Raw genomic sequence first — 13,184 nt, 5'->3', positions numbered from 1 at the left:
TTCATGTCATCCTCAACGGCGAACTGATCCCCGCCGCCGCCGCCCGCATCTCGCCGCTCGGCGACGGGTTCATGTTTGGCCACGGCGCGTTTGAAACGATCCGCGCCCGCGAAGGCCGCGCCCTCCGCCTCGACGCGCACCTGACGCGACTCGCCGCGAGTTGTGCCACGCTCGGCCTCCTCCCCCCCCCCCCCGCCTCTACCGCCGAGACCGGCGCACGCATCACCCGGCTTCTCGCCGCGCTGGGCATGCCCGCCGCCGCCGTCAAGATCGTGCGCTACCAAGAGCTTTCCGGTACCGGCGAAATCATCACCGCGCGTCCCCTGCCCTGCAAACCCACCGACTACATTCGCGGCTTCCGTCTCCAGACCCTTCCGCAACCCACCCGCGAAGGCCGCGCCCTGCCCGCGCACAAAACCCTCAACTATCTCGAAAACCTCCTCGCCCGCCGCGCCGCGCGCGCCGCCGGTTTTGACGAAGCACTGTTTGTCACACCCTGCGGCACCGTGCTCGAAGGCTCGGCGTCCACGCTCTTCATCGTGAAACACGGCCTCGTCCTCACGCCGCCGCTTGCACTCGGCATCCTGCCCGGCGTCATGCGCGCCGCCGTGCTCGCACACCTCGGCCCGCAACGCGCCCGCGAGGAAATCGTCACGCGCGACGAACTTCTCGCCGCCGACGAAGTCTTCGTGACCAACGCCCTCATGGGCGTGATGCCCGTCGTCCGCATCGACGCGCACGAGTTCGACCAAAACGCCCCCGTCATCACCGCCCTGCGCGCAGCGGGATTGTAGTTCGCTTAATTTCTCCACACTTCCGATCCTGTCACCATCGCAATGTCCCACGCCAACGACCCACTCTCTCGATTCACCGAACTACTGAGCAAATCCATCACTGACGGCACGCTCGTGAAACTCACACTCGGCAAACCGCTCCCCGCGCCCGGCTCCGACGCCCCCGCCGACCCCGCGCTGCGCAACCTCTTCGTCCGCCCCGTCACGCTCAAAAGCGGCCCCCATCTGTCATTCGTCTGGCGATACGACACGCGCGACATCACCAAAAACCACCCGCCCGCCGCCGCGCTCGACGAACTCAGCGCTCTCCTCGGCGCCACCTTTGGCGACGCCCATCTCTTCACACCCGCTCAAAACGCGCAGCTCCAAACCCTCCCCGGCGGACGCCGCAAACTCTCCATCAAAACCGCCTGCGAAGCCCCGCCGCCCGCCGCCACTGAGCATGACCGTACAAAAACCCGCGCACACGCCGCCGACGCCCCCTGGCTCCGCGCCCTCGGAGTCACCAACGACCACGGCCAGCCCCGCGAAGGCATGACCGGCAAGTTCCGCCAGATCCAGAAATTCACCGAACTGCTCACCCACCTCCTGGCCGACGCCGGACTCGTTGAGCCCGCCACCCCCACCTCGCCCATTCGCATCGCCGACATGGGTTGCGGCAAGGGCTACCTGACCTTTGCCCTCGCCGCGCTTCTCGGACCACGCGCCGCCATCACCGGCATCGAACGCCGCGCCGACCTCGTTCTCGCGTGCAACCAGATCGCGCAACAACACGGCTTCACGCCCGGACTCCAGTTTGCCGAGGGCGAGATCGCCGCGACAGTTCCGGACGCATCCGTATCCGAGATTCCGTTACACCCGTCCGCCACCACGCCCGCGGCATCCGCCGCCGGCGGTTCGCTCGACGTGCTCATCGCTCTCCACGCCTGCAACACCGCGACCGACGACGCCCTTGCCGCCGGCATCGCAGCCGGCGCCCGGCTCCTCGTCGTGTCGCCCTGCTGCCATCAGGAACTGCGCCCGCAACTCACCCCCCCCCCCCCCCTCGCCGGGATGCTCTCCCACGGCATCCTGCATGAACGCGAAGCCGAAATCGTGACCGACGGCCTCCGTGCCGAACTCCTCGAATGGGCCGGTTACCGGACGAAAATTTTCGAATTCATTTCACCCGAGCACACCGCGAAAAACCTCATGATTGCCGCCATCAAGACCCGCGCCCCCGGTCACCCGCAGGCCGCGGCCCGCGTGCGTGCGCTCGCCAGCTTTTACGGTATCCACGACCAACGCCTCGCCCGCCACCTCGGCCTCACCTTGTAAATTTCCCTCTGGCAAGAAGAATTTCACGCAACGGCGCAACGGTCGCCACATTGAGAAGCAACAACAGGCTGATGGCGTTGCGTCCGTTGCGCCGCTGCGTGAAATTTCGATCTCGGTTTTGGCGCAGCCAATCCGTGTATTTCGTGGCCCTCTCTTTTTTTACAATTATCCCCGTCGCGCCACCGTCGGACCATCCACCCACGTTCCCTCGATCATCGTGACCGTAGGGGTTTGGGGGATACCGATCTCGTTGCGGAAAAGCTGGCTTGCCAGCAAGTCCATCGCCGCCGCGCCTACGCCGCGGTGATCCTGTTGCATCCCGGCGATCTGCCCCACGCGGTCGCCTACATCGAGCGTTGCGTAACTCACATCCTCCGGCACCCGCACGCCGTCCTCCCGCATCCACGTCAACGGCAGGTCCAGCCAAATGCCAATGACGGCATCCGGTTTTCTGCGCGCAAACCATCGGTGAAATGCCGTCGGGTCCGTGTAGTCCGTAAATAACAATGGCTCGATGCGCTCTCCACCATGCACGCGCTGCGCGCCGAGAAATCCGGTCAACCAAAAATGCCACACCCGTTCATTGTCTTGCTTCAGCATCGCCATGCCGATGCGCCGGCAACCCATCTTGCGCAAGTGGGCATAACACGAAAAAACCAGACTGATGTTGTGGTTGGCCGAACGATGCAGCGGGACTTGCCGAAACGAGTATCCCGTCGCCACCACCGCATGTCTCGCCCAATCTAGTTCCAGCGTCCGGTGATCGACTCCGATGGGCGCCAGCACCGAACCGCGCATCCCCCGCGCATTAAGCACACGCGCAGTTTGCCGTGATTGTTCCCCACGCGGGCCAAGCCACATGGGTTGCAAATCAAACCCAAGTTGCCGCGCCCGCTCCAGCGCCCCATCGAATTGCTGCACATGCGACGGATGCCGCCGCCAATCCTCCTCCGTGTCATGCGAAGTCAAATACGCCACCACTTCGCCTGTTGGTTTCAGCCGGTGCCTCTGGCGCACTTGTGACATGAGAGCATTGACCAGCGGATTTTTCTGATATCCCGCCGCCTGCGCCGCCGCCTGCACACGATCACGCGTCGCCGCCGCCACGCTCGGATGCCGGCGCAATGCCAGCGCCACGGTTGTCCGGCTGATTCCCAATTGCGCCGCCAGTTCGCGCACCGTCGGCGGCGTAGCGCGGGCGGCATGGACGGGAGAGGCGGACGATGCGGCAGATGCTTTGGACGAGAAACTTGCGGTTACGGACTTCGGGGGCACGCGCAGTTTGTTGAACAAAACCACTCGTTAACGCAACTCACAGAAACGGCTCGCGTCGGTGCGAATGCCAGAAACGCAGAATCTCAACAACTGACTCATCCTCCCTGAAATGATAAAGAATGCGGTAGGTGCGCCTAAAAACCGGGAGTTCCTGCGCCTCCGGATATGCCGTATTCACAAGGTAACGACCACGTCTGGCCGTATCCGGATCACCCAGCAAAAGCATGGCGGCGCCCGGCAAATCGTGGGCATACTGAACCCCTCGTTCCGGTTCGCCGCGCTCCGCCCAGTAAGCGACGATCTGTTCAAGATCATCCCATGCGCTTTGCGTGAAAATCAGGCGGAGGTTTTGCGAGGCCATTGCTTCCGCACTTTTTCGAGAAAAACGTCCGCATCATAAGTGCGCCCTCGTTTCACATCATCGAATCCCTCTTCCAATGCACGGCTCATGCGCAAGGACTCGCTCAAACCGGCGAGTTGAGGCGAGTCGTCCGGCAAGGCGTCAACGAGGGTGTGAACTTCCTGTTTCAAAGTCATTGGCATTATGGAGGACACGCTAAGCGCTCTAATCTTTTTGGCAATCCCTGCGATATTCTGCCTTTTCCGCCTGCTCGCCGAAAACCTCTGCGAAGACACCTCGCAATCTGACGTGTCAGATAACGCCCGCGTTGTTCGCCAGACTGACGTCCTCCTTATTACGCGAGCAACGATTGTCCGGCTCCACCCGCGACACCTTTCACCCGCAGAAAACAGAAACACATCCTCACCACCCACGCACATGAAAAGCCGCGCTCAAACCCTGCTCCACAAAACCACCATCCAGCGTCCGGTCACCACGCTCACCGCGCTTGCCGGTTTCCTCTCGCTAACCCTGCTCGCATTGAGCACCGCCGCCACGAGTCACGCGCAAGTATTGCTCTACGAATTCAACCCCGCCACTCCCGGCACCAGTGCCGCCAGCACCGGCACTGTCACTTCGGCCACCGGCACGCTTTACAAAGCAGCCAGCACCGCAGCCAATCTCTATGGAGCAGACGGATCGGGCGTATCCGGATTGCCGGGCGACAAAGCTTTTAATAACACCGCAACGACCCATTCCACCAGCAACGTGACCAGCGGACTCTTTTCCGTAGGAGGCGGGGTAGTCGGCCCCACGCTCGCTGGCCTGACCCAGTTCACCTTGGCGGGCTGGTTCAAGACCGACTCCAACCCCATCGCGGGTGGTGCCCGCCTGTTTGAATATACCTCCGGCAACAACGGATTTTTATTTTATTCCTCCTCCAACGGTTCGCTGTCTCTTTCCATTAACGGCGCAAACATCGCGACATCGAACACCACCAGTTATACCGCAGTCGGAAGCTGGGTATTCTTTGCCGTCAGCATCGACCTCGCTGACAGCACCAAAACCGTGACCTTCTATCAAGGCACCGACACGACCCTCGCAACACCCACAGCAGACACCACCATCAACGCGACCAACCTCAACAAAACGACATCCGTGGCCGCCACAACCGCCAACCTCAACATCGGCAATTCCGGTAACTTCGCCCGGGCCATGGACGGCTACCTCGACAACATGGCCATCTTCACCACTGCCCTCACCGAGGCCGAAGTTCGCGCCTTTCAAATCCGTGGCGCCCCGCAACTCGTCCCCGAACCCGCGACGAACGCCCTCGCGCTTGCCGCCGCTGCCGCCACTCTCGGATGCTTTGCCGCCCTGCGCCGCCGTCATCACGATAAACGCTAACGGCATCGCTCCCTCCTCGCTCCCCTCGTCGCAACATTCTGCATCCCGCTCATTCCCCCCGTTCTACATTTTCCATTCCACATTATGAAACCGCTCGCTCTCGCCGCCACGCTCGTCCTTCTAACGACGGCTACCCTTGCCGCTGCCGAAGCCACCGAAGCCCGCGTTATTGCCGACCTTCATAAAGAATGGGGAACCGCGCTCCCGACGAGGAGCCAGCCCCTTGGAAGCTGGCTCCTCCTGCGCGGCGCGCCCAATGCCACGCTCGGCGAACTCACACCTCTCGACCGCTTCGAACAAAAAGTCGGCGGCAACCCCGACGTCTCTATCTGGAGCTACGGCGGCAGCATTTTTAACCAACCCGGTTTTTCCCGGCGGCATGACGCCGAAAAACGTCCCATCATCCTCGTCTCTCCGCAAAAAAGCGCCGCTCACAACGACAACAAAGGCTCCGCCTACATCCAGTGGACGAGCCCCGTCGCAAGCGCCCTCACCCTCGTGCTCACGCTCCAGAACATCGGCACCGACATCAAAGGCGGCGCGGGCATGACGCTCACCATCCGACAGTATCCAATTTCGGATACAAAAAATGCAACCGCAACAACCGTGAGGGAGATTCCTCGCATCCAAACAATCAAAATTCCCAACGCCGCCAACTCCCCCGCTCCCCTCACGCACAAAATCCCGCTCAAGACTGCGGAAGGCGACCGCATCCTCATCGAAATGTCCCCTGTCGTTGACGGCTACGGCAACCGCCTCACCCTCCAAGCCCAAGTCCTCGTGACCGACTAAAATTCACGCCCCACCCATCCCTTTCTCCCCCGCCCCCCTTCCCCCTGCACACACAACCCACCGCCGCCGTCATGAAAGCCCTCCCCGCCTGCCGCGCCTTTACACTTATCGAACTACTCACCGTCATTGCGATCATTGGCATCCTCGCCGCCATCATCATCCCCACCGTCGGAGCCGTGCGCAGCAGTGCCGACCGCGCAAAAGCGCTCTCCAATCTCCGCCAAGTCACCATGAGCCTCCTCCTCTATGCTGAGGACAACCGAGGATTGGTCCCGGCCGTTGACGGAAAAAACCTGACCCCCGCAAAACCCGGATGGATATATGTCCTCGTCGAAGAAGGCTACTTGGCCGACACCATTTCGAGCGCCACCATCACCCCTCCCACGCGCAAACGTTGCCTCCAGCAACTTTATAATCCCGTCACGCGAAAACTGTATCCGGATGAGACAATTTGGAACACCGGCGGCTGGGGCTTGCTTGATTTCGGGCAGATGTTCCGACGTCACACCATTCGAGAATTTAGCGCACCGAGCCATCAGGTGATGATTGCGGACGGGAAAATGGGGGCGACAGGCAATTGTGACTGGAGCTTGTCGCGGGTGTCCAAACTGTGGCCCAACACAAAAACAAAGGGCGGTGCGAACTATGGCTTTTGCGATGGGCACGTGAAGTGGCTGAAAGCACAGGATCCCTCACAACTCAACAGCCCCCCTGATGGTGAGAACGAAACCGTGTTTTTTCACAACAGCGCCAGCGCCCCGCTGTGAAAATCTGCAAGGGGCAGCGGTCTGAAAATCGCCACTCCGTCGCAATACAGGCACTGCGTATTCACTTTCCCATTATCCGATTTCGCGACCTGACGCTCCATGCGCTACGCATGACATTTCCACGATCATGAATCTCCTCCGAACCGTTCATCTCCTTGCAACACCCCTCCACGCCCTCGCGTTTGCACTCGCCCCTACTCCCATCGTGGCTGCCGCCGCGCTCGACAATTCTCCCGCCGACCCCCGCCGCCGTCCTCCGCCCAGCCCCTCCCCCCCCCCCCTCCTCCGACGCGGACGCCAAACCACGCGGTGCGCCCCTCCGTCCCGGACTCTTCTGGCTCGGCGTTGACGGCCACTGGGCCAACTCCCAATACGCCGACGAAACCATCCGCCTCATCCACGGCATCATCCCCGACCTTGCCGTCGTCATGATCGCCAACAAACCCGAACGCTTCAAACAACCCCCCGTCTATAACCAACTCAACATCCCCACCATCATCCAAACCTGGGGCTCCGGCTACGAACCCTGGTTCCGCTCACAAAACGCCTTTGAAATCAACTGGGCCGGCGCGGACCTCTCGATCAAAACCCCACATTACGCCCTATCTGGAAAAGCGCACGCCGCCGCGCTCCCGCACCCCGCCACGCGCCAGGCATTCCTCCAACTCGGACAGTCCGCCATTCGCAGCGGCTACAGCGGACACGGTTTTTGCGACATGGTCTGGATGTGGGGCGGCGGACGCGGAGCCACCGGCCACAACCCCGCCACCATTGCCGCCTTTCGCAGCGACCTCCTTGGCACCGACGACGGCCTCCGCGCCTCGCTCGACGGCGGCCCCGCCCGCACCATCAAACTCCGTGACTACGCCGAATACTACCTCGGCGGCCTCCCTGCGCCCCAAACCCTCGGACTCCAAACCTGGGCCGACTACACCCCGCCCCGCAAACCCGGCGACGGCCAGCCCCGCCCGCCGTCATATTCACCCGAATACATCCTCTTCGACATCCTCGTTCACTACGAATGGCTGAAATTCGCCCGCCTCCTTGGCGACAACGCCGAACGCGAAGGCGGCTTTTTTCAATGCATGCCCAACCCCGAGGACATGGCCAACGGCTGCGACCTCCTCTTCCTCAACGCCCTCGATTCCGTTCGCGTCACCAGCGAGGAATTTTTTCAAAACGTCTCCCATGCCGACGGTGCCTATTACCGTCAACCCTACCTCACCAGCCCCCAACGCGCCCCGCGACAAAACGGCCTCGTTCTCGAATCCGGCGGCGGCGGCAATCAATGGCCCTACTACGCGCACGAAATCGCCTGGCTTGACGCCTACGAACTCACCGCCGCCACCGCCGCCGCGCACCTCGAAGGCGACTTCTGGCCCGGCGCCCGCCGTCCCCTTGACGAAGTTCTCAAAAATCCCGCACACGCCGAACGCGCCCGCCTGATCCTCCACTACGGACTCGGTTTCATCCATGCCCGCGAAGACCAGCCCCGGCGCCCCGCGCCCGACTTCGTATCCATAACCTCACGACGCATATTCCGCCCCTGGGGCGACGAATGGCGACCCTGGAACTGGCGGCTCGACACCCCGCTCTCACCCGACCTCGTCCTCGCGCAAAACGGCTTTCTTTTCACCGGCATGGGCGAGGAAGCCCTCCAAAACCTCAACCAAACCGGCGACCCCATTCTCACTACTACCGGCCCCATTCTTTACAGCCCCACCACCGCAACCGAGAAAGGCTGGCTCCAACTCCTTCGACATCTCGAAACCGGAGCCATCCCCGGAGCCATTGCCGTTGCCCAAGGCATTGATAACATCATCCGCACCGACTTCACCCGCCAGTCCCTCGCCACCCTCACGCCCGCCCACGCAGTCAAACCCCGCCTCGCCGGACTCTGGAGCGGCCCCCTGCGCGCCGGCCCGGCCACCCTGCTTGCCGAAGCCAGCCTCGCCGGCCCGCTCTACGCCGCTGCCGTTGCCAATAACACCCCCGCGCCACGAACTGTCATTACGCTAGGCGGACAACCGCTCGTCATCCAAACCACAGTCGGCACGCGCCCCCTTTACACCCTCCTCTTCGATCCCGGTCTTCCTGAAAACGCGCCGGTCACCGCCGCCGTTTACCAACACCTTTTAGTGACCTTTCACATCGCCCCTCGCTGGAAAACCGCCCCCGGCGCCTTTGCCCGCGTGTATCGGGTAAACAACGACACACTCATCATCGGCGTGCAAAGCCCCGAAGTCCGCGATTGGTCGCGCCAGACTAAAGGCCGCCCTTCGACCGCCGGCAAAATCGCCTATGCCAATCCCGACAAAACCCTCCGCGTTCAAATAATGACTCCCGGTGCCTTGTCGCCCGCGCTCACCCCCGGAACCACCGCCCTCTGGCTCGCCCTGCCCTCCGGGCAGCGAGGCGAAATCACCATCGCCCCCGACGGTACGCTCGCCCTGCAAATCGCCGACGTCGCATGGCAGATATTCCATGTCCTTCCGAAAACTGCCGGGAATGCCTCCCTCCTCGACAATCTCGCCTCCGCCCGGCGCCAAGCCCTCACCGAAGCACTCACCCTCAAAGGCCGCGCCCCGTTTCCCGTCGCACCATGACCGAGGCCCGCCGCCAGCAACTCCTGCACGCCATTGTCGATGTCTGGGATCGCCAGTTCGATCCGAGCACCGGCCTGCTTCCGCCGCCCGCGACTTTGTCATGTAATCTCCATTACGCCTTCGCCCTCCTCGAAACCGCCGAACGCCCCCGCATGGGACGTGCCGAGGCGCTGATCTCCCGCATCACCCACGCCATCCTCCTCCCCCCCCCCCCCCCCTCTGCCACCGGATTCCCCCTCGCCCTTATCTGGCACCGGCATCGCATGAGGCTCGTCCCCGCACTTCAGGAACTCATCAGCAGCACGCTTCAGCACTTCGCCTCGACACTCCGGCAACGCAGTTCCCGAGACCTCGATGCGCTTGATGTCTTCGTCATGCTTTCCGTCGCCGAGTTCACGTTTGACAGCGTCATGCTCGCCCAGGCGCTCGACCAATTTGACCAACTCGGCCGCCTCATCGCCGCGCCCGCATCGCCCCTGACGTCCGACGGCACGCGGACCCGTCATGCACACATTGCTGCCGGCGATCACTGGACGCCCATTCTTATCGCCCTCCATCTGATGGAAAACCATGTGCGACACCCCGCGGTGCTGGAGCGAATCGAAGCGTTGCACAACTCCGCGTGGAAACAACTTCGCTCGCTTCCACCAGACAATGCCGGCCTGCACGAATTTCGATCCGCGAAACTGGCCACGTTAATCGAGCGAATTACCTCAACAAGCTCCGCCCATCATGATGATTCAGTTCCATGCGTGAACGATGACCTCGCGGGCGTGCTGCAAGTTCTGGTGCTGAATATCGGAATGCCTCGCGCAACAACCGCCATGCTAACGGCGGCGTGACTCAGTCGCCAAACCGCCCCCTCTTCAAAAACGCGACCACCGCGTCGATCGTCTCTTTCCGGCGCATGATCCACGTGTGCGAATACGGAAGCACCCGATGTGCACGCTCGCCCTCCAAGTGCGTGCTCGCCACCGACACCTTGCCATCGTCGTCACCGGCAATCATCGACGAATAAAACGGATTCCACGAAAAATCCCCCGCAATCACCCCAAGCTCCGCCATCCCCGGCTTCGCCGACGGCCACGCTCCGAGCGATGCCACCAGCCCATCCGCCGCCGTGCCCAGTTGCCCGCCCGCCGGACCGTTGACCGCCGCGAACAACCGCCACCCGCCCAGCTTGTCCACGATCTCGCTGCCGTGGTTGGGCGGCGCCAGCATGACCACCCGCCCAAGCCGCTCCGGCACGCCGTGCGCTGCGATGTACTGGCGCAGCAAAATCCCGCCCATCGAATGCGTCACCACATGCACCCGCCCGCCTGCCGCACCCCAGCCTGCCGCGTCTTCGCCGAACACCGGCCCCAGCACCTGCTCCGCCAGCACCTCGACCCTCGCCTCGCGCGACGGGTAACCGATATTGCGCACCTCATATCCCTCGGCGCGCAACCGACGCTCCATCCGCGCCATCGAACCGGGTTTGCGCGCCAGACCATGCAACAAGATCACCGTCCCCCCTCCATCCACCGTCGCCGCTGTTGCCATTGACAAATTCATCAGGACGAACATCGCCCCCCAAACCCCCGTGACGCCAGCCGCGAACCGCCGGAGTAACCTCCCGCCCCTCCCGAGCGACCCACGCCGGACAAGTGAAAAGAAGTCACCATCAAGAGCCTTCATTAACCTCTCTTCATCCATCTTCTGGATTGGACGTCGCAAGCCTGATGTTCAACGTAAGCCCCGCATGAAATCCTTTTTCGCGTCCCTGCTCGGCACGCTTGTCGCCCTGATCCTCTTCGCCGCCGGCTCCATTGCCGTGGCCGTCATGTTCATCGTCGGCCTCAGCATGATTGAGAAAGAAACCATCCGCATCGAACCCGGTTCCTACCTCGTCTTCAACCTCTCCGGCACCAACCTCACCGACTCCCCCCCCTCCTTTGACGCCACCTCCCTTGGCGGCCTCCTCACCAGCGACAAACCCGAATCCATCTCCCTGCGCCTCCTCACCAAAGCCATCCGCACCGCCGCCACCGACAAACGCATCCGCGGCCTCTACCTCACCGGCCACTTCGCGCCCGACGGCTACGGCACCGGCTTCGCCTCCCTGCGCGAAGTCCGCGCCGCCCTCGCCGAATTTCGCGCCGCCAACAAACCCATCCGCGCCTGGTTCGACTCTCCCGGCACCCTTGAATACTACCTCGGCTCCACCGCCACCGAACTCGCCCTCGACCCCTTCGGCCTCATCGAAATGCCCGGCCTCGCCTCGCAACCCATGTTCTTCGCCGGAGCCCTCGAAAAATACGGCGTCGGCGTCCAGGTCACCCGCTCCGGCAAATACAAGTCCGCAGTCGAACCCTTTACCCGCGCCGATCTCAGCCCCGAAAGCCGCGAACAACTCCAAAAACTCCTCGACGACCTCTGGACCACCATCGTTGCCGAAGTCACCGACACCCGCCAACTCCCCGCCCCCGACACCCTTCAGAAACTCGTGGACAAGGAAGGCCTCATCACCCCGCAAGCCGCCCTCGACGCCGGCCTCATCCACCGCATCGCCTACCGCGACGAAATCCTCGCCGAACTCCAGGACGCCACCGGTGAAGACGCCCTCACACCCTTCACCCAAATCGACATCCGCGACTACACCAAAACCCTCGCCAACCCCAAACTCCACCCACAGAAAAAACAAAAACGAAAATCCAACAACGGCGCCCGCCTCGCCATCGTTTATGCCGAAGGCGAAATCGTGGACGGCGAAGGCGAAATCGGCGTCGTTGGCGGAGACGCCTTCTCGCGCGAAATCCGCGCCCTGCGCCTCGACGACGACATCGCCGCCATCGTCCTGCGCGTCAACAGCCCCGGCGGCTCCGCCAGCGCCTCCGAACACATCCTGCGCGAACTCCAACTCGCCGCCGAAGTGAAACCCGTCGTTGTATCCATGGGCAACTACGCCGCGTCCGGCGGCTACTGGATTGCCCTCTCCGGCGGACGCATCTTTGCCGAACCCACCACCATCACCGGCTCCATCGGCGTCTTCGGACTCCAGTTTGACGTGCAAAAACTCGCCAACACCCACGGCGTCACCTGGGACGGCGTGAAGACCGGACGCTATGCCGGCGCCTTCACCCTCACCCGTCCCAAGACCCCTGCCGAGATGGCCATCTTCCAGCGCCTCGTGGACTGGACCTACGCCGAGTTCATCAAACGCGTTTCCACCGCCCGCTCCCTCGAACCCGCCCGCGTGCAGGAAATCGCGCAAGGCCGCGTCTGGTCCGGCCTCGACGCCCACCGCCTCGGCCTCGTGGACGAACTCGGCGGCCTCACCGACGCCCTCGCCTACGCCGCCCGCGAAGCCGGCCTCGGTGACCGTTACACAATCGAGGAAATCCCCGCCACCATCCCCTTCTCGCAACTCCTGGCCGACCTGTTCAGCAGCCACCGCTATCCCGAATCGCGCCTTGCCACCCTGCTCCGCCCCGCCGTCTCCACCACTGCGCGCGGCCCCTTCACACGCCTCCTCGCCGAGACCCAAACCAGCCTCCGCACCCTCGATCATTACAACGACCCGCGCGGCGTGTATTCCCGTCTCGAATACGACATCCGCCCCCGCTGACAATGCGCCCTGCCATGTCCCGCCTCACCCTCGTCGTCCTCGCCGCTGGAATGGGCTCCCGCTACGGGGGCCTCAAACAAGTCGATCCCATGGGTCCCTCCGGGGAAACCGTGCTCGACTACTCCGTTTACGACGCCCTCCGCGCCGGATTCACGCGCGTGCTCTTTGTCATCCGCCACGATTTTGAGGAGGCCTTTCGCGCCACCATCGGCTCGCGCTTCGCCGACCGCGTGCAGGTGGACTACGTTTTCCAATCACTCGACAAGCTCCCCATCCACT

General features: G+C 62.9%; 13 protein-coding genes. 9 read left to right on the top strand and 4 right to left on the bottom strand.

Features of this window, described 5'->3' with window-relative positions:
- The coding region (locus tag OBACDRAFT_RS13505; protein WP_081722041.1) for an aminotransferase class IV at nt 1-794 on the top strand (794 nt) is incomplete at its 5' end.
- A gap of 42 nt (nt 795-836) precedes the next feature.
- Nucleotides 837-2,111 carry a class I SAM-dependent methyltransferase gene (locus tag OBACDRAFT_RS13500; RefSeq protein WP_043586417.1) on the top strand — a complete coding sequence of 425 codons (1,275 nt, stop codon included), beginning with the start codon at nt 837-839 and terminating at the stop codon, nt 2,109-2,111.
- Between the two features lie 165 nt (nt 2,112-2,276).
- Here OBACDRAFT_RS13500 and OBACDRAFT_RS13495 read toward each other — a convergent pair whose 3' ends face one another.
- The 3 genes from OBACDRAFT_RS13495 to OBACDRAFT_RS13485 are packed head-to-tail and all read right to left on the bottom strand — an operon-like array spanning nt 2,277 to nt 3,923.
- A complete protein-coding gene (locus OBACDRAFT_RS13495) occupies nt 2,277-3,386 on the bottom strand; it encodes a substrate-binding domain-containing protein (RefSeq protein WP_081722042.1) in 1,110 nt (369 codons plus the stop codon).
- 37 nt (nt 3,387-3,423) lie between these two features.
- Entirely contained in the window at nt 3,424-3,747 is a 324-nt protein-coding gene (locus OBACDRAFT_RS13490; RefSeq protein ID WP_043586414.1) for a type II toxin-antitoxin system RelE/ParE family toxin, read from the bottom strand.
- The gene (locus OBACDRAFT_RS13485; protein ID WP_043586412.1) at nt 3,723-3,923 is read right to left on the bottom strand and encodes a hypothetical protein; all 201 of its coding nucleotides are present in this window, start codon (nt 3,921-3,923) and stop codon (nt 3,723-3,725) included. Before OBACDRAFT_RS13485 ends, OBACDRAFT_RS13490 begins: the two co-directional genes overlap by 25 nt.
- Nucleotides 3,924-4,164: 241 nt before the next feature.
- On the opposite strand from OBACDRAFT_RS13485, the gene OBACDRAFT_RS13480 reads away from it, so the two are divergent.
- From OBACDRAFT_RS13480 to OBACDRAFT_RS13460, 5 genes are all read left to right on the top strand, one after another.
- A complete protein-coding gene (locus tag OBACDRAFT_RS13480) occupies nt 4,165-5,133 on the top strand; it encodes a LamG-like jellyroll fold domain-containing protein (RefSeq protein ID WP_043586410.1) in 969 nt (322 codons plus the stop codon).
- Nucleotides 5,134-5,217: 84 nt separating this feature from the next.
- Complete coding sequence (locus OBACDRAFT_RS13475; protein WP_043586407.1) at nt 5,218-5,925, top strand: hypothetical protein; 708 nt, start codon at nt 5,218-5,220, stop codon at nt 5,923-5,925.
- A 71-nt stretch (nt 5,926-5,996) separates the two neighbouring features.
- A complete protein-coding gene (locus OBACDRAFT_RS25430) occupies nt 5,997-6,692 on the top strand; it encodes a type II secretion system protein (protein ID WP_052361962.1) in 696 nt (231 codons plus the stop codon).
- A gap of 182 nt (nt 6,693-6,874) precedes the next feature.
- Nucleotides 6,875-9,298 (top strand): hypothetical protein, encoded by a 2,424-nt coding sequence (locus tag OBACDRAFT_RS13465; RefSeq protein ID WP_157837072.1) that lies wholly within the window; start codon nt 6,875-6,877, stop codon nt 9,296-9,298.
- On the top strand, nt 9,295-10,140 hold the full coding sequence (locus OBACDRAFT_RS13460; protein ID WP_043586404.1) for a hypothetical protein: 846 nt from the start codon (nt 9,295-9,297) through the stop codon (nt 10,138-10,140). The genes OBACDRAFT_RS13465 and OBACDRAFT_RS13460 overlap by 4 nt, the downstream gene beginning before the upstream one ends.
- Before the next feature lies 1 nt (nt 10,141).
- On the opposite strand, the gene OBACDRAFT_RS13455 is transcribed toward OBACDRAFT_RS13460, so the two are convergent.
- The gene (locus OBACDRAFT_RS13455; protein WP_232767113.1) at nt 10,142-10,852 is read right to left on the bottom strand and encodes an esterase/lipase family protein; all 711 of its coding nucleotides are present in this window, start codon (nt 10,850-10,852) and stop codon (nt 10,142-10,144) included.
- A 187-nt stretch (nt 10,853-11,039) separates the two neighbouring features.
- Here OBACDRAFT_RS13455 and sppA point away from each other — a divergent pair, with 187 nt between their 5' ends.
- The gene (sppA, locus tag OBACDRAFT_RS13450) at nt 11,040-12,905 is read left to right on the top strand and encodes a signal peptide peptidase SppA (RefSeq protein ID WP_043586401.1); all 1,866 of its coding nucleotides are present in this window, start codon (nt 11,040-11,042) and stop codon (nt 12,903-12,905) included.
- A 14-nt stretch (nt 12,906-12,919) separates the two neighbouring features.
- A partial coding sequence (locus tag OBACDRAFT_RS13445; protein WP_232767110.1) for an NTP transferase domain-containing protein occupies nt 12,920-13,184 on the top strand: 265 nt, incomplete at its 3' end.

It is taken from the genome of Geminisphaera colitermitum TAV2, assembly GCF_000171235.2.
In the GTDB taxonomy this organism is placed as follows: Bacteria; Verrucomicrobiota; Verrucomicrobiia; order Opitutales; family Opitutaceae; genus Geminisphaera; species Geminisphaera colitermitum.
Note: the sequence above shows the minus strand (reverse complement) of the source record. Positions and strands in the feature narration are given on the sequence as shown.

Coding starts and splice junctions, on each gene's coding strand:
- OBACDRAFT_RS13500 (WP_043586417.1), top strand. CDS start 837: ATGTCCCACGCCAACGACCCACTCTCTCGATTCACCGAACTACTGAGC.
- OBACDRAFT_RS13490 (WP_043586414.1), bottom strand. CDS start 3,747: ATGGCCTCGCAAAACCTCCGCCTGATTTTCACGCAAAGCGCATGGGAT.
- OBACDRAFT_RS13485 (WP_043586412.1), bottom strand. CDS start 3,923: ATGACTTTGAAACAGGAAGTTCACACCCTCGTTGACGCCTTGCCGGAC.
- OBACDRAFT_RS13480 (WP_043586410.1), top strand. CDS start 4,165: ATGAAAAGCCGCGCTCAAACCCTGCTCCACAAAACCACCATCCAGCGT.
- OBACDRAFT_RS13475 (WP_043586407.1), top strand. CDS start 5,218: ATGAAACCGCTCGCTCTCGCCGCCACGCTCGTCCTTCTAACGACGGCT.
- OBACDRAFT_RS25430 (WP_052361962.1), top strand. CDS start 5,997: ATGAAAGCCCTCCCCGCCTGCCGCGCCTTTACACTTATCGAACTACTC.
- OBACDRAFT_RS13460 (WP_043586404.1), top strand. CDS start 9,295: ATGACCGAGGCCCGCCGCCAGCAACTCCTGCACGCCATTGTCGATGTC.
- OBACDRAFT_RS13455 (WP_232767113.1), bottom strand. CDS start 10,852: ATGAATTTGTCAATGGCAACAGCGGCGACGGTGGATGGAGGGGGGACG.
- sppA (WP_043586401.1), top strand. CDS start 11,040: ATGAAATCCTTTTTCGCGTCCCTGCTCGGCACGCTTGTCGCCCTGATC.